Here is a 15065-nt window from a genome sequence, read left to right as displayed (position 1 = left end):
TTATGAACGCAGTAGCAAATAGAAAACATTTCTCAGTTGCAATTAACTGGGCAGAAAATCCAATTGAGTGGCACTTAGAGCAATATGGTTCTTGGCTACTGCTTGATGAAAACTATGTGAGCTTAGGTGCTTCGAGTGTCTTAGGTCATCTAATTGATACAGCGAATGGCGTGTGTGTTGATAAGCGAGAGAGAGTTGCGCCACTATGCAAGATCAATGATGCTCACGCAGATGCTGTTAGCGACATGCTTTTAAGTTTAATGAAAAATGAAAACAACAAGGTTCAGAAATGGCTCAAGGTTGTAATCATGTTTTATGTTGAGTTTAAGACAGAGAAAACCATTGCTAGACACCTTGATATATCTGAATTTTCAGTCGCTAGAGATAAAATGCTTGGCTTGGTTAGATTGGCAACAAAGTATCAATTCAGAAGTCGCATCATAGGGGCTTGAAAGTCAGGGTGTATTGTGGCATATTTCTGTTATAGTGGACGAAGTTATGGTAATCCACTAGATATGAAGCTCACAGAAATGTGGGCTTTTTGCTTTTCAGGAGAACAACATGCTCCGAATCAAACAAATCTTCTGCCGACACGTTTGGGAATATTCAGATTTCTTTACGGTGAGAGAGTGTCGGAAGTGTGGGAAGGTGGTGGAAGTTTAAAGCTTTGCATAGCCTTTTTATTTCTTCATGCTAAAATATACAGACTTTTCCAAGAAGTTATAAAGAATGAATATTAAAGAAAAACTGGAACAAGCCAGAGCTTTATACCTAGATAAATATCCCTATTCACCTAATATCATTTTTATTGGTCGAGACTTAATAGAAGATTTGAGTTTAATGATTGGTGGGTATGATTTTTATGAGAAAACTCATACTCATTTATGGGGGTGTGATGTGATTCGCGTATTGAGTGGAGATACTCTTAAATTTGCTGAGCATTCTGATGTGCGTAAAGCCATAGTTAAATTTAATTTAGATAAATCTTGTAGTTCTTACCCAGTTCCTAAAACTCACACAACAGTAGGTGGTCGATCAAATGGCAATCTTATACCATCAAAAGTTATCGAATTAGAGCCAATAGAATTCACAAAAGAAGAAGTTGAAATATATTTAATGCAGAATTGAGAATGAAAAAGCCTAAAACCACCTCAACGGTGGTTTTTTAATGCCTAGAGGAAAGTGGGATGAACTTAAATGAACTGAATGTTACCCATATTGGTTTAATCATCATCCTAATTAGTGTCGTTTTGATTTATTTCCACTTATGGTACCAAGACTACAAAAATTGGAAGTTTCAGAAAAACAAACCAAGAGCTTTGAATCCTTGGTTGGATTGGTGATGTATGGATAGACAGGAAGCACTAAGCAATCTCAAGCGATATGAATCTGAGATCAGTAAGTACCAAAGCTTATCTCGCGGCCTTATGACTCGTGATGAAATGATTGTTATTGATCGAAAGATTAGTCAGTTAAAAGAATGGTCTAAAACAATTAGAAGTATGTTGAGTGATTGATCTTACTTGGATATGTTGATAATTTATTGTTTCTAAATTAATTATAGAGAAAGAAATAATGGATGAGTTTGAAGCGCAAACACTAAAAGAAATTGAGTTAATTAAAGCAAAAGCTGCAATTGCTGTTGCGGTAATAAATCATGTACAAACGAATTCGCTAATTGATCATGAAAAAGGTGAGTTTAAGCAAAATATGATCGACACAATTAAGCAAGTACAAGCAACCTTAGAATAATGTAGTTAAAACACAAACCTCCTTCGGGAGGTTTTTTATTGGAGATTCCTTTATGGAAGATATTGAGCTTCCGAAAGGGAGTGAGCCATTAGAAGATGACCGTCGCGAACGGTTGGCGCAAGAATATTTAAAATGCTTGAACATTGCCAAGGCAGGTGAATTGGCAGGGTATGCGGATAAGAGTACTTCTTGGAGAGCATTCGAACGTGATGAAGTTCAAGAGCGAGTCGCATATTTAAGTGCTCAAAGATTGGAGCGTACCCAAGTAGATGCGGATTATGTTTTAAGACGTTTGGTTGAGATAGATCAGATGGACGTTTTAGATATTATGGATGATTCTTACAACTTCAAACCAATTGGTGAGTGGCCTTTAATTTGGCGTCAATATGTTTCCAATATAGAAAATATTGAGCAATTTGAGGGCTTCGGAGAAGATCGTGAGCAATCAGGTTGGCTTAAAAAAATCAAATGGCCTGACAAAGTTAAGAACCTTGAGCTGATTGGTAAGCATGTTGCGGTAGGCGCATTCAAAGATAAGATTGAACATGATGTATCAGATCCACTTAAAGACCTTTTGATTAGAGCAAGTGGAAATACATTAAAACCTAAAGGATAAAACCATGACTTCGGATGAGCTTGAAAAAAACTTGTCTGATCCATGGTGGCGTCTAACAAGTGGTTTTTTATATCAGATTCTAATCAAAGGTGATGAAGAAACAGAGGGGTTAAAGGCTCCATTCATACCAAATGAACATCAAATCAACTTCATTGAAAACCTTCACTATAGAAATGTAATCCTTAAGGCTCGTCAGCTTGGCTTTACAACAATGATTGCAATCTATTACTTGGATTGCTGTCTGTTTGGTGAAGGCGATACGCGCGCAGGGATGATTGCGCAAGATAGACTGGCAGCAGAAAGTCTATTTCGAGACAAAGTTAAGTTTGCATACGAAAATTTACCTCCTGAGATTAAAGAAAGATTCCCGTTAGGTCGAGATAGTGCAAGTGAATTATTGTTTGCTCACAACAATAGCTCTATCAAAGTCGGAACATCAATGCGTTCAGGTACTTTGCAGTACTTGCATGTATCTGAGTTTGGAAAGATTTGTGCAAAATTTCCGGATAAGGCCAAAGAGGTTTTAACAGGTTCAATTCCTGCCGTATCTCCAAATGGAATCATAGTTATTGAATCAACTGCAGAGGGTGAAAGCGGTGCGTTTTATGATATGTCTGAAACCGCACGTAAGAATAAAGAATCTAATAAGGATTTATCGAAGAAAGACTATAAGTTTCACTTTTACCCATGGTTTGGGGCAAAAGAGTATGCTCTCGATCCATTTGGTATTGTAATTACTGAGAAAGATCACGCCTATTTTGATTCAATTGAGCAAGAGTGTGGTGTAACACTTTCGATTGAACAGCGCGCATGGTGGTGTGCAACTCGTGATACCGATTTTAGTGGCGAATCACAGTTGATGTGGCAAGAGTACCCATCAACTCCTAAGGAGGCTTTTAAAAAGTCTAAGGAAGGCTGCTGGTACACAGAACAATTTACCCGGATCAGAAAAGAAGGGCGAATTTGTTCAGTTCCATATCGTGAAGGCGTGCCAGTTAATACTTTCTGGGATATTGGTAACTCAGACGGTACAGCAATTTGGTTTCATCAAAGAGTTAGAATGCAAGATCTATTCATATCATTTGATGAGGGTTGGGGTGAACCTTACGCATATTTTGTTGAGCGCATGCAAAAGCGTGGCTGGATATGGGGTACGCACTACCTACCACATGATGGTGCTCATGCAAGACAAGGTGAAAGTGCTAATTTATCCCCACAACAAATGCTCAAAAACTTAGGTTTGCAAAATATTCAAATTGTGCCACGTGTAACTGAATTAATTCATGGAATTACCAAAACTAGAGAATCACTAGTAAATGATGTTTGGTTTGATGAGGTTAACTGTAAAGAAGGCTTGATTCACTTGGAAAGCTATACAAGAAAATTTAACAAGCAAACCCAATCATATACAAGTGAGCCAGTCAAATCAGATGGGCATTCTGAAGCATCTGACGCATTTAGACAGTTTGCACAATCAAGAGATTTGATTGGTGTTATTAAAAAACCAAAAGTAACAGTAATCCCTACAGCACATCGCTGGTAACTTAAGAGGTCAAGTTGTGGCTAAATCAAATGAACAACTTGCCAACATTCTCACTCAAGCAAAAACACAATTCGATAAGATTCAAAGCGCTGTACGTGAAGAACGTCAACAGTGTTTAGAGGATCGTCGTTTCTATTCAATTGCGGGTGCTCAATGGGAAGGCAAGCTTGGTGAACAGTTTGAAAACAAACCTAAGTTCGAAGTCAATAAAATTCACTTAGCTGTTATTCGCATCATTAATGAGTATCGTAACAATAGAATTAGTGTTGATTTCATTAGTAAAGATGGATCAAAGAATGATGATCTAGCTGAGACTTGTAATGGTCTTTATCGTGCAGATGAGCAAGATTCATGTGCTGAGGAAGCTTATGACAATGGCTTTGAAGAGGCTGTTGGTGGTGGCATGGGTGCATGGCGTTTACGTGCTTGTCTCGAAGATGAGGAAGATGACGAAAATGACTATCAGCGTATCGTGATTGAGCCTATTTTCGATGCTGATTCATGCGTTTTCTTTGATTTGGATGCAAAAAGACAAGACAAAGCGGATGCAAAATTTTGCTTCGTACTTTCTTCAATGACAGTTGATGCTTTCAAAGATGAATATGGTGAAGATCCAGCAACATGGGACAAGTCAATCAACAACACTGAGTTTGATTGGTGTTCGGGTGATGTGGTTTATGTAGCCGAATACTACAAAATCGAAACTGTGAAAGAAAAGATTCATATTTTTGAGCTGATTGATGGCACTCAAGAACGACACAGTGAAAAGGAACTGGAAGAAAATCCAGACCTAAAAGTAAAGCTTGATGCTACTGGCGCTCAAGAGTTCAGAATTAAAACAGTCTCAAAGCGCAAAGTTCATAAATACATCTTATCCGGGAGTAAGGTACTTGAAGACTGCGGAATTATCGCAGGAAAACACATCCCAATTGTTCCTGTTTATGGTAAGCGTTGGTTTATTGACAATATTGAGCGTTGCATGGGGCATGTACGCCTAAGTAAAGATGCACAGCGCTTGAAGAATATGCAGCTTAGTAAATTGGGTGAAATTAGTGCTTTATCTGCTGTTGAAAAGCCAATCATGGCACCTGAGCAGGTCGCTGGCCTTGAACACATGTGGGCTAACGATAATTTAGATAACAATCCATATTTATTGGCGAATGCATTAACAGATGTAAATGGCAATGTGATCGCTCAAGGCCCTATCTCTTATACCAAGCCACCACAAGTACCTCCAGCAATGGCGGCACTAATGCAAATATCAGACATTGATATTAAAGAGCTTCTTGGCAATCAAGAACAGGGCGAAAAAATCGCTTCTAACATTAGTGCAGAAGCTATTGATATGGTTCAGACACAGTTAGGCATGCAAGCTTATATATATGTGTCAAACATGGCTAAGGCTATCAAGCGCTCTGGTGAAATTTGGCTTTCGATGGCCTCAGAAATCTATGTTGAAGATGGTCGAAAAATGAAGACTGTTGGTGAACAAGATGAAATTGACAGCATTGATTTAGTTCAACCAAAAATCATTGACGGTGAGCAAACATATGCAAATGACTTGTCAAAGGCAAAGTTTGATGTAGCTGTTGATGTTGGTCCAACTTCATCAAGTCGTCGATCTGCAACAGTTCGCGCATTAACTGCCATGCTTCCAATGGTCACTGATCAAAACGACCAGCAAGTATTGTCCTCTATGATCATGTTGAACATGGAAGGCGAAGGCATTGGTGATGTGCGTGATTATTATCGTCAGAAATTACTACGCTTAGGTGTTGTCAAGCCAACTGAAGAAGAGCAGCAGCAACTTCAAGCCGAAGCGCAAAACCAACAACCTGATCCAAATTCATTGTATTTACAAGCTGCAGCAGAAGAGGCTTCTGCCAAAGCACAGAAAGCAAAAGCTGACACAGTTCTAGTAAGTGTCAAAGCGGAAGAAACGAGAGCGAAAACCGCAGAGACATTAGCTCGTATGAATCGAGAGGATCAACAAGCTGTATTAGATATGGTTCAGCAAATCAACCAAGCCGCATCGGTATCCGCTCAGCCTGAAATGAGTGAGGGAGTTCAAAATGTCTGATTATGAGCAAGAGCAACAAACTTTAGATCCTGAAAATAAAGATTTAGGTAATCAGGAAGAAGGTGGCGAGCATCGAGATGATGCAGCACAACCTAATACTGAGGAACAAAATCAAGAAGTTGAAGAATTTGTTGTGACTTACGGTGATGAAGAGCCAAAGAGTGAATCAAATGATGATGAATTCAATGGTCAGCCAGCGCCACAATGGGTAAAAGATCTTCGTCGTAAAACCAAAGAGGGTGAGCGACGAATCAAAGAGCTTGAATCGCAATTATCTCAGAATCAAAAACCACAAGAAGTGGTGTTGGGCGAGAAGCCCACACTTGAAAGTGTTGGTTGGGATTCAGAGGAATACGAAACCAAGCTTGCTGAATGGTATGAGCAAAAGCGCTCACATGATGATCAAGAACGCAAAAAACAAGCTGAACAGGAAAATGCAACTAAGGCTTGGCAAGAAAAATTGTCAAACTATGAAGTTAAAAAGAATGCAGTAAAAACCAAAGTGAGAGACTTTGATGAAGCTGAAGAATTAGCACGAGATGTGTTAAATGAAACCCAGCAAGGCATTTTAATTCATGGGGCTAAAAATCCTGAACTGATCATTTACCACTTAGGTAAAAACCCTGAAAAAGCGAAAGAATTGGCAGGAATTAAAGATCCTATTCAATTCGCATTCGCAGCTGCAAACATCGATGCTCAAATCAAAGTGCAAACTCGAAAACCACAAACAAATCCTGAACGAAAACCTAGTGGATCCGCACCTTTAAGTGGGGCTGTTGATGCTCGTGAAATTGAATTGGAAAAGAAAGCCAATCAAACAGGTGATCGTACTGAATTAATCAAATATAGAAAATCAAAAGGTAAATAAATATGGCTACAAGCTTTACTAAACAAGAACAGGTAATGTTTGACAAAGTGATTGATGGCTTTGAAGACTTACTTGTAATAGCTAAAGGCGCTGATCTTTACGACCCACAAACCGCACAAGAAGCAGTAAATTCACGTGATAAATTCTGGGTTCCTGCGCCAATGATTGGAGCTTCTTATGATGGCTTTGATCAAACCGCAAACTTTGATGGATTAACTCAGCTTAATGTGCCAGCATCAGTTGGGTATCATAAATCTGTACCTAAAGTGCTATCATCTAAAAACCTTCGTAATGCCTATGCTATGGAGCAATTCGGAAAGGCTGCCAAACAAAAGCTTTCTTCTGATGTTAATGCTGCATTATTCAATACTGCTGCGCTCTATGGTTCTATTGTGTCTAAACGCACAGGTGCACCAACAGGGTATAAAGATGTAGCTGATCTTGATTCTCGCATGACACGTATTGGTGTTCCTTTGGATGGTCGTCAAGCGTTTTATTCGCCTACAGCTATGAATGACATGGCTGGTGATCTTGCTGGTCGTTCTGAAGATACTGCTCGTTCTCGTAATGCATATGAGGAAGCTGTTATTCGTCACAATGTTTCAGGCTTCAAAGTATTTAAAAACGATCAAGAAATTCGTCTAGCGGCGGCAGCAGGTGGCGCAATTACAGTTAATGGTGCCAATCAGCGAACAATCCCATCAGCAACCATTACATCTGCTGGCTTAGAAGAAAACAAAGATAACCGTTACACTGATTTAGTGGTTGCTGGTGCAGGCTATGCAAGCATTAAGGTTGGTGATGCGTTCACTTTGCCGGGTGTATTTGAGCTACACCTAATCTCTAAACAAAACACAGGTCAATTAAAAACTTTCCGTGTTGTTGATAAACCAGCAGCTAATACAATTCGTATTTACCCTGCAATTATCGATGCTGCTGAAGGTTCAATTGGCTCTAAAGAATATGCCAATGTATCTGCAGCACCTGCTGATGCTGTTGCCTTGACATGGTTAAATACTGTTTCAGCCCCATTAAACCCATTCTTTCGTAAAGAAAGTTTGATTCTTATTCCTGGTTCTTTCTCTGTAGAAGCAGATGATGGCTGGCAAGTAATGCGAGCTACTACAGATTTAGGTATTGGTATTACATATACCCGCCAAGGGAACATTAACGACCTATCATGTAAAGCGCGTTGGGACATTGATTTTGGTACTGCTTTACTCAACCCAGAAATGGCTGGTGTGCAGCTATTTAATCAAACCTAAACTATAACAATATGACGACAAATGCCCGCTAATTGCGGGCGTCGTCATTTTTGGAGTATCAAAATGTCAAATAGCTATCCTCGCGCCTTATACATTGGCGACACCAAGAATAATGAATATGAGATTGCACATGGTGAGGAACAAGAAGCGCAACTTCGACAAAAAGGATATGTGCACTTTCTAGATCTACCCGAACATGTTCAGGATCCTAATGTTGATGATGACGATATTAAGTATTCTTCTGGTACCGAGCCAAATAATGAAGAACTAGACCAAGTCAAAACTGAACTCCTTGAAGCATTAAAAAAGAATGAATGGTATGAAGATCAACTTCAAACTGCTCAATCTGAATTCGTTGTAAAAGTAAATGAGCTTCAAAAAGAAAACTCAATCCTGAAATTCAATGCCATGGATGCAACAGAACTTAAAGTAATTCTTGATTCCAAAGATGTGAAATATGGTTCACGTGATGGCAAAGATGTTCTTGTTGGCCTAGTCATTTCTGCGGTTTACCCGGAAGAAGGTGAGTAGTCATGTGTTGGGAAGTGAGAAATTTCCTCAATCTAATCCATGTCATTCCCATTAACGACCTTAAGAAACACACCTACACCCATGATTGCATCTGTAATTGTAGCTATGAAGATGGTGTCTATATTCACAATGCTTTTGATGAGCGTGAATTAACTGAAAATTTACCAAAAAGTTGAGGTTCTTATGTCATGGACTAAGCGTCAAATTATTGAACGTGCTTATGAAGAAATAGGTTTGCCGGCTTATGTCTTTGACTTACAGCCCGAACAGGTCGAAAGCGCCAGACGAAAACTTGATTCAATGGTTGCTGGATGGTCTTCTAAAAATATTCAAATTGGCTATCCATTGCCAAGTGAAGCCAATTCAAGTGATGTGGATCAAGATACAAATGTACCTGATTACGCCATTGATGCGCTTGCATTTAATTTAGCAATTCGAATTGCACCGGGTTTAGGAAAGCAAATCTCACCCGATATTCGCATTACTGCAAAAGGTGCTTACAACGACTTACTAACAATGGCAGTTAAAAACCCACCACAGATGAAATATAGCTGTGCGCTTCCAAGTGGTGCGGGGCATAAACACCGCTGCGATAAATTTATTATCAACAAGCAAGACAATAACGTTTTATCACCAAATCAAGATGTGGAGTTCTTTAATGACTAAACGATTAAATACTGCTGACTCTTTGATGATGGGTGATCAATTTGTTATTTACCGTGGCAACTGCACTGATTTCAGAGCCTTGCCTCAAGAAGTACTAAAAGATTGGATTCAAGAGTTTATTCCCACTCAACCATCACAAGGTGTGCCATTAGTACAATACTATAATCCTAATGGTGACTTTAATCTTGTTGTAGAAAACCATGCGCAAGAAACTTATCTATTGTTAAATCCATCAATAGGAATCAACAATGGCACCTTAACGCTTCCAAACAATAGTGAAGTTATTGATCAGCAACAAATATTATTTTCTTGCTCACAGCAAATCACCAACCTTTCTATAAATGGTAATGGGGCTGCTGTAATTGGTGCACCTAATGCAATTTCAGCAACGGCATTTTTCAAACTTCAATATGACAAATTATCAGGTACTTGGTATCGAGTGGGGTAAATATGCAAATCCCTATTCTAGGTGGTATCTACACTGACCAAAACTCAGATTTTCGCACATCATATCCTCGCAATATGATTCCAGTTCCTAAGGAACAAGGGATTTCTCAAGGATACTTACGACCTGCAGAAGGGATTGAACAATTCTCTGAATTATCAGCCATCGATCGTGGCGGAATAGAGTGGAAAGGTGTTTGCTACCGTGTTTGTGGTGGTAAGCTCATTAAGGTTAATGCCAAAGGTGTTGTAACTGAAATTGGCGATGTATTGGGCTACGGTCAGTGTAATTTTGATTATTCATTTGATCACTTAGCAATTAATTCATACCCACATATGTATTTGTATGATGGTGAGGAATTAAAGCAAATCACTGATAACGACTTAGGTATTGTTTTAGATGTGACTTGGGTTGATGGTTATTTCATGACAACTGACGGTGAATTCATTATTGTTACTGAATTGAATGACCCATTTCAAGTAAATCCACTGAAATACGGTTCATCTGAAGCAGATCCTGACCCAATTAAAGCGCTTATTAAAGTTCGCAATGAGGTTTACGCGCTAAACCGCTACACAATTGAAATCTTTGATAACGTTGGTGGTGAAAACTTTCCTTTTGCTCGAATTGATGGAGCTTTGGCAACTAAGGGCTCACTTGGCACCAAGACATGTTGCAAATATTCAGAAGCGGTTGCATTCCTTGGTGGTGGTAAGAATGAGCCGGTAGCTTTGTGGATATCTGCAAACGGATCTACCAATAAAATCTCTACTCGTGAAATTGAGCAAATCATTCATCAATATGATGAGAAAACACTTTCAGATTGTTTAATGGAGACGCGCCTAATTGATGGGCACAACTGGCTTTATTTGCACTTACCTGATCAAACACTTGTCTATGATTCAGCAGCAACAGAAGCTACACAACAACCTGTATGGTTCACTCTGGGATCGGGTTTAGTGCAGAGTCGATATTTAGCTCAAAACTTTGTTTGGTGTTATGGAAAGTGGATTGTAGGCCACCCAAATCAAGCAAAACTTGGCATTTTCACTAATTCAAAAGGTGATCACTGGGGTGATGTTGTTTCATGGGAATTTGGGACCACAATTCTATATAACGAATCCCGCGGTGCTATTTTTCATCAAGTCGAGCTTGCTTGCTTAACTGGGCGAGTTGAATTCAGCAAAGATCCTACTATTTCCACTCAATATTCACTTGATGGTGTGAACTGGTCTAACCCAAAATTGATTAAGTCAGGGAGATCAGGGGATCTAAACAAAAGGCTTGTATGGCTTCAACAGGGCTACATGAATAACTGGCGTATTCAGAAATTCTCAGGCACTTCGGATAGCAGGCTTACAGTTGCTCGCTTAGAGGTTCAGATCGAACCATTGGGGGTTTAATGGCTAAGGAACAATTCAAGGTCTTACGACCAGATATTGAGCGTTTATGTAATGGTAATCAGCGCCTTGTCAAAGCATTTGAAAATCTATTTCGAATGCTGCCAATTGATACAGACCCAAATAGCGAAGCAATTGAAGCTGCACAAATCACAGCAGATAACGCAACTGCTCAAGCCTTGTTGGCAGTGGCACTTATAGAATTTCTAAGTCACATAACCGAGCTGGTTAGCACTGAACCAAAACATGTGTGTTCATGCGCATTAAATGAAGATTTAAGTCCTCGTTTTGAACATGTGCAACAAGACGTCATTCTTCCATCAGATCAGCTTACAGAGCCGATGAATCTATATTTAGAGGTCAATTAAAATGGCTGTAAAAGTAAAGAATATTATTCCTACAAAATACGCTGAAAATGCGCAAACAACTCAATTTACTGCTGCAACTGCTACGACAATCGATAAGTTCACAATCACCAACACATCTGCTGCAGTCGCAAAGTTTAGCTGCAATTTGGTTTTGGTTGATGGAGCTGTGGCAGATTCAAATCTTGTGATTAAAGAAAAGGCCATCAGTGCAGGTGAAACTTATGTTTGCCCTGAGTTGGTTGGTCATTCATTGGAGGCTGGTAGCTTTATCAGCACACTTGTTGATACTGCATCAGCATTAACTATTCGTGCTTCAGGTCGGGAGATTACTTAATGCAAATTATTCCACCTGATAATACAGAGCTTTTAGCAAAGCTGTTGAGTAATGAGCAAATGCTCAAGTATGTAGATTGTGCGGAAGCAATTCAAAGACAAGTTGGAGAGCTACCTCAAATTGATCTCCCTATATTTCATCACTTTGCGCCAAATGTCTACATGCGCCAAATGGATGCGCCAGCAGGAGTGATAGTTGTAAGTAAAATGCATCGTACTGAACACATGAATATTTTACTTAAAGGAAGCTTAACTGTAGTAACTGAGAATGGGATTGAATTTTTACAAGCACCATTAATTATCAAATCAGATGCAGGCACTAAGCGAATCGGGTACTTCCATGAAGACAGCTCATGGGTCACTGTTCATCCGACTGAATTAACCAATGTTGATGAAATTGAAGCACAGGTAATTGTTCCTGAAAGCGAGATCCAAGAGTTTCTCAAAACACTTCCTAGTAAGGAGAAAGCATTATGTCATGGGGAGCTGTAGCAGCAGTAGGTGGTGCAGTTATTGGTGGTGTAATGTCCAGTAATGCATCCAAGAATGCAGCAGGAAAAGCATCGGATGCACAAGTTCGTGCTGCCGAAATTGCCACTGAAGAACAAAGACGACAGTTTGACGCAATCCGTGAGTTGATGAATCCTTACGTGAATGCAGGCACACAAGGTCTAATGGGGCAACAAGACTTATTAGGGTTAAATGGTAATGAGGCTCAACAGAATGCGATCAACAACATTTCAAATAGTTCTGAGTTTCAAACATATTTAAATCAGGGTGAAAATTCAATTCGTCAAAATGCATCTGCAACAGGTGGTTTGCGTGGTGGGAATACTCAAGCAGCTTTATCGCAGTTTAGCCCACAATTACTTAACCAAATGATTGGTCAGAGATTTACAAATCTTGGAGGCTTGACTTCTCTAGGTCAAAATGCCGCTGCTGGTGTTGGTAATGCTGGCATGCAATCAGCTAATAACATTTCAGGTTTAATGCAACAGGTTGGAGCTGCTCAAGCTGGCAATGCTTTAGCTCAAGGCCAAGCAAATGCGAACATGTGGAACGGTATTTCAAACTCAATAGGCACTATAGGCGGTATGTACGCCAGTAAAAATTGGTGATTAAAATGGTTAGTCCAATCGATTACACGTTAGATGTAGCAAACCCATTTCAAGCGGCAATGCAAGGGTTTCAATCTGGTCAACAGGTTATCAACAATGCAGAAATTATTAAAGCGCAAAGAGCTGCTGAAGCTAGAAAACAACTTGAAGCAATGCAGCAACAGCAAATGAAGAAAGATTTATATGATTTTTCTCTGATGCCTAATAAATCTTATGATGACTATTCAACTATTATTTTGAAACACCCCTCACTTCAAGAGCCCATCTTAAAATCATGGGAACTTAAAAGTGATGGTGATAAAAAACAGATGTTTAGCACTGCTTCTCAAGTTTATGCAGCATTAAATAACAACCAAAATGCTATAGCTAAGGAGATTTTAGATCCCCAGATAGCCGCTTATGAGAATTCAGGCTACAAACAAGAAGCTTTAAATCTTAAAAATCTACGTGCTCAAATTGATCAAAATCCGCAGATGGTTAAAGACCGTTTGGGCATGACAATGCGAACTGTTGACCCTGAGCAATTTAAAAATGTTTCAGATGGTCTGAATACCCTTGAAATGCAACCGCTAGAAATGGCAAAAACTAAGGCTGAAACGGCAAAAATCAATGCAGAAGCTAATGACATTCCACTTGCTGCTGAGGATCGTAAACAAGGTGTAGTTAATCAGGGTACTAAAATCGAGTATGACAATCAGTACAATTATGACAAGTTGGGTCAAGATCAACAGCAATTTATTGCTGGCTTAGATTCTACAGAAAGAATTGCGGCAGCTAAACTTAGAGCTGCAAAAAATGAAACGTCAATTCAAAGGGTTGAGCGTTTAGAAAAAGTTGAAAACTTTGCTAATGCTGCACAGACAGCAGCAGAGGCATCCAAAAATGCAGCAAGGCTTGCAAATTTAGCAAATGAAAATTCTGGAGCATACTGGGATCGCCTTGTGCGACAAGTGCCTGGCACATCTGAGAACACTTTTGCAAAAGATATTGAGTCGCTAAAGTCTCAAGTATTTTTAGCTCAGGTTGAAAAGATGAGAGGATTGGGAGCGCTAACAGATAGAGAGGGTGACGCAATTCGCTCATCTATTGCTTCACTAGATATCAACCAAGGTCCAGAAGTAGTACAAAAAAACCTTTCTAAAATTGCTCAGCAACTTTCCTTGGCTGCTCAAAGCGCCAACCGCAAAGCTCAGCTTTACGCAACAAAAGGTCAAGGGTATTCGCAGGGCATTAAAGATGCTGCTAAAGAGTTGGGAATTTCAGAAGCTGAGGCACAATTGTTCGCTAATGAGAATGGATTATAAAAAATTATGATATTCTCCTCCTTATTAAAAAGGAGGGGATACATGAAAAAACTATTTTTTATATCTTTATTAATGTTTAGCACATTTTCATTTTCAGCAGAATGGACCTTAGTAACAACATCCAGCGATAATGAAAAATATTTTATTGATTCTAAATCTATTAAAACAAATAACCAGAAAGGAACTGCGCAGGCCTGGATAAAAACCGTTAAGCGATATAATGGCAAGGATTTAATGAATTCTAAGTTTCTTATGGAATATGATTGCAGAAACCAAAAGCATAGGTACTTATCCCTAACCCAATATAATTCCAAGGGAATTGTTAAGTCCTCAAGTAGCAAAGAGGATTATAATTTTAGGTATGTTGCTCCTGATACAATTGCTGAATCTCTTATGCTATTCAGTTGCAGAACTAACAAGCTGATTGATGCATATAATGAAAGTGGTTTAACTGATGACAACAGATAGGTGTTTAAATGAAGTTTATATTTTTCATTTTGATTGTCTCGACCCTTACTGCTTGTAGTAAACATGAAGACTGGATTTGTAAATCTAAGTTAAATACTAATGGAAAACCTATTCAGTACTCAGAAAACATTGATACTGGAGAGATTGGTGGGGCGGATAAGTGTCAAAATAAATAACATACATGATTAAGATAAAGCACCTAAGGGTACTTTTCTTTAAGTAATTGTTCAGCTATGCCAATCAACTCATTTAAAAAAATAGGCTAAGAAAACTAGTGAATTCTTGGTTAAGCCTATAATCCAAAACAA

At 39.1% G+C, this 15065-nt stretch carries 18 protein-coding genes; all 18 read left to right on the top strand.

The window, feature by feature from the left end; genetic code table 11:
- Nucleotides 1–2: 2 nt before the first annotated feature.
- The 18 genes from AS4_RS14310 to AS4_RS14230 all read left to right on the top strand — a co-directional run bounded on the left by AS4_RS14310 (nt 3) and on the right by AS4_RS14230 (nt 14757).
- Nucleotides 3–452, top strand: coding sequence for a hypothetical protein (locus tag AS4_RS14310; protein WP_096734583.1), 450 nt, complete (start codon nt 3–5; stop codon nt 450–452).
- Between the two features lie 277 nt (nt 453–729).
- On the top strand, nt 730–1128 hold the full coding sequence (locus tag AS4_RS14305; RefSeq protein WP_096734581.1) for a hypothetical protein: 399 nt from the start codon (nt 730–732) through the stop codon (nt 1126–1128).
- A gap of 447 nt (nt 1129–1575) precedes the next feature.
- Nucleotides 1576–1752: a hypothetical protein gene (locus tag AS4_RS21800; RefSeq protein ID WP_167468950.1), complete on the top strand. Its 177-nt coding sequence runs from the start codon at nt 1576–1578 to the stop codon at nt 1750–1752.
- Nucleotides 1753–1804: 52 nt separating this feature from the next.
- Nucleotides 1805–2368, top strand: coding sequence for a terminase small subunit (locus tag AS4_RS14300; RefSeq protein WP_096734580.1), 564 nt, complete (start codon nt 1805–1807; stop codon nt 2366–2368).
- Nucleotides 2369–2372: 4 nt separating this feature from the next.
- A complete protein-coding gene (locus AS4_RS14295; protein WP_096734579.1) occupies nt 2373–3911 on the top strand; it encodes a terminase in 1539 nt (512 codons plus the stop codon).
- Between the two features lie 16 nt (nt 3912–3927).
- A complete protein-coding gene (locus AS4_RS14290) occupies nt 3928–5991 on the top strand; it encodes a portal protein (protein ID WP_096734578.1) in 2064 nt (687 codons plus the stop codon).
- On the top strand, nt 5984–6859 hold the full coding sequence (locus AS4_RS14285; RefSeq protein WP_096734577.1) for a hypothetical protein: 876 nt from the start codon (nt 5984–5986) through the stop codon (nt 6857–6859). The genes AS4_RS14290 and AS4_RS14285 overlap by 8 nt, the downstream gene beginning before the upstream one ends.
- A 2-nt stretch (nt 6860–6861) precedes the next feature.
- On the top strand, nt 6862–8124 hold the full coding sequence (locus AS4_RS14280; protein ID WP_096734576.1) for a P22 phage major capsid protein family protein: 1263 nt from the start codon (nt 6862–6864) through the stop codon (nt 8122–8124).
- A gap of 63 nt (nt 8125–8187) precedes the next feature.
- On the top strand, nt 8188–8655 hold the full coding sequence (locus tag AS4_RS14275) for a hypothetical protein (protein ID WP_096734575.1): 468 nt from the start codon (nt 8188–8190) through the stop codon (nt 8653–8655).
- A 183-nt stretch (nt 8656–8838) separates the two neighbouring features.
- Entirely contained in the window at nt 8839–9321 is a 483-nt protein-coding gene (locus AS4_RS14270) for a packaged DNA stabilization gp4 family protein (RefSeq protein ID WP_096734574.1), read from the top strand.
- A complete protein-coding gene (locus AS4_RS14265) occupies nt 9314–9769 on the top strand; it encodes a transcriptional regulator (RefSeq protein ID WP_096734573.1) in 456 nt (151 codons plus the stop codon). The genes AS4_RS14270 and AS4_RS14265 overlap by 8 nt, the downstream gene beginning before the upstream one ends.
- A 2-nt stretch (nt 9770–9771) precedes the next feature.
- Entirely contained in the window at nt 9772–11169 is a 1398-nt protein-coding gene (locus AS4_RS14260) for a packaged DNA stabilization protein (protein ID WP_096734572.1), read from the top strand.
- On the top strand, nt 11169–11534 hold the full coding sequence (locus AS4_RS14255; protein ID WP_096734571.1) for a hypothetical protein: 366 nt from the start codon (nt 11169–11171) through the stop codon (nt 11532–11534). The genes AS4_RS14260 and AS4_RS14255 overlap by 1 nt, the downstream gene beginning before the upstream one ends.
- Nucleotide 11535: 1 nt before the next feature.
- Entirely contained in the window at nt 11536–11868 is a 333-nt protein-coding gene (locus tag AS4_RS14250) for a hypothetical protein (protein WP_096734570.1), read from the top strand.
- A complete protein-coding gene (locus AS4_RS14245; protein WP_096734569.1) occupies nt 11868–12359 on the top strand; it encodes a hypothetical protein in 492 nt (163 codons plus the stop codon). The genes AS4_RS14250 and AS4_RS14245 overlap by 1 nt, the downstream gene beginning before the upstream one ends.
- A complete protein-coding gene (locus tag AS4_RS14240; protein WP_096734568.1) occupies nt 12341–12985 on the top strand; it encodes a hypothetical protein in 645 nt (214 codons plus the stop codon). Before AS4_RS14245 ends, AS4_RS14240 begins: the two co-directional genes overlap by 19 nt.
- A gap of 5 nt (nt 12986–12990) precedes the next feature.
- The gene (locus tag AS4_RS14235; RefSeq protein WP_096734567.1) at nt 12991–14289 is read left to right on the top strand and encodes a hypothetical protein; all 1299 of its coding nucleotides are present in this window, start codon (nt 12991–12993) and stop codon (nt 14287–14289) included.
- Nucleotides 14290–14331: 42 nt separating this feature from the next.
- Nucleotides 14332–14757: a surface-adhesin E family protein gene (locus AS4_RS14230; RefSeq protein ID WP_096734566.1), complete on the top strand. Its 426-nt coding sequence runs from the start codon at nt 14332–14334 to the stop codon at nt 14755–14757.
- Nucleotides 14758–15065: the final 308 nt, after the last annotated feature.

The sequence above is a fragment of the Acinetobacter guillouiae genome (assembly GCF_002370525.2).
Taxonomy (GTDB): Bacteria; Pseudomonadota; Gammaproteobacteria; order Pseudomonadales; family Moraxellaceae; genus Acinetobacter; species Acinetobacter guillouiae.
The sequence above is the reverse complement of the archived record's forward strand: the minus strand, read 5'-3'. Positions and strand labels throughout refer to the sequence as shown.

Excerpts from the sequence above, each read along its gene's own strand:
- AS4_RS14310 (WP_096734583.1), top strand. The coding sequence starts at position 3 with ATGAACGCAGTAGCAAATAGAAAACATTTCTCAGTTGCAATTAACTGG.
- AS4_RS14305 (WP_096734581.1), top strand. The coding sequence starts at position 730 with ATGAATATTAAAGAAAAACTGGAACAAGCCAGAGCTTTATACCTAGAT.
- AS4_RS21800 (WP_167468950.1), top strand. The coding sequence starts at position 1,576 with ATGGATGAGTTTGAAGCGCAAACACTAAAAGAAATTGAGTTAATTAAA.
- AS4_RS14300 (WP_096734580.1), top strand. The coding sequence starts at position 1,805 with ATGGAAGATATTGAGCTTCCGAAAGGGAGTGAGCCATTAGAAGATGAC.
- AS4_RS14295 (WP_096734579.1), top strand. The coding sequence starts at position 2,373 with ATGACTTCGGATGAGCTTGAAAAAAACTTGTCTGATCCATGGTGGCGT.
- AS4_RS14285 (WP_096734577.1), top strand. The coding sequence starts at position 5,984 with ATGTCTGATTATGAGCAAGAGCAACAAACTTTAGATCCTGAAAATAAA.
- AS4_RS14280 (WP_096734576.1), top strand. The coding sequence starts at position 6,862 with ATGGCTACAAGCTTTACTAAACAAGAACAGGTAATGTTTGACAAAGTG.
- AS4_RS14275 (WP_096734575.1), top strand. The coding sequence starts at position 8,188 with ATGTCAAATAGCTATCCTCGCGCCTTATACATTGGCGACACCAAGAAT.
- AS4_RS14270 (WP_096734574.1), top strand. The coding sequence starts at position 8,839 with ATGTCATGGACTAAGCGTCAAATTATTGAACGTGCTTATGAAGAAATA.
- AS4_RS14265 (WP_096734573.1), top strand. The coding sequence starts at position 9,314 with ATGACTAAACGATTAAATACTGCTGACTCTTTGATGATGGGTGATCAA.
- AS4_RS14260 (WP_096734572.1), top strand. The coding sequence starts at position 9,772 with ATGCAAATCCCTATTCTAGGTGGTATCTACACTGACCAAAACTCAGAT.
- AS4_RS14255 (WP_096734571.1), top strand. The coding sequence starts at position 11,169 with ATGGCTAAGGAACAATTCAAGGTCTTACGACCAGATATTGAGCGTTTA.
- AS4_RS14250 (WP_096734570.1), top strand. The coding sequence starts at position 11,536 with ATGGCTGTAAAAGTAAAGAATATTATTCCTACAAAATACGCTGAAAAT.
- AS4_RS14245 (WP_096734569.1), top strand. The coding sequence starts at position 11,868 with ATGCAAATTATTCCACCTGATAATACAGAGCTTTTAGCAAAGCTGTTG.
- AS4_RS14240 (WP_096734568.1), top strand. The coding sequence starts at position 12,341 with ATGTCATGGGGAGCTGTAGCAGCAGTAGGTGGTGCAGTTATTGGTGGT.
- AS4_RS14235 (WP_096734567.1), top strand. The coding sequence starts at position 12,991 with ATGGTTAGTCCAATCGATTACACGTTAGATGTAGCAAACCCATTTCAA.
- AS4_RS14230 (WP_096734566.1), top strand. The coding sequence starts at position 14,332 with ATGAAAAAACTATTTTTTATATCTTTATTAATGTTTAGCACATTTTCA.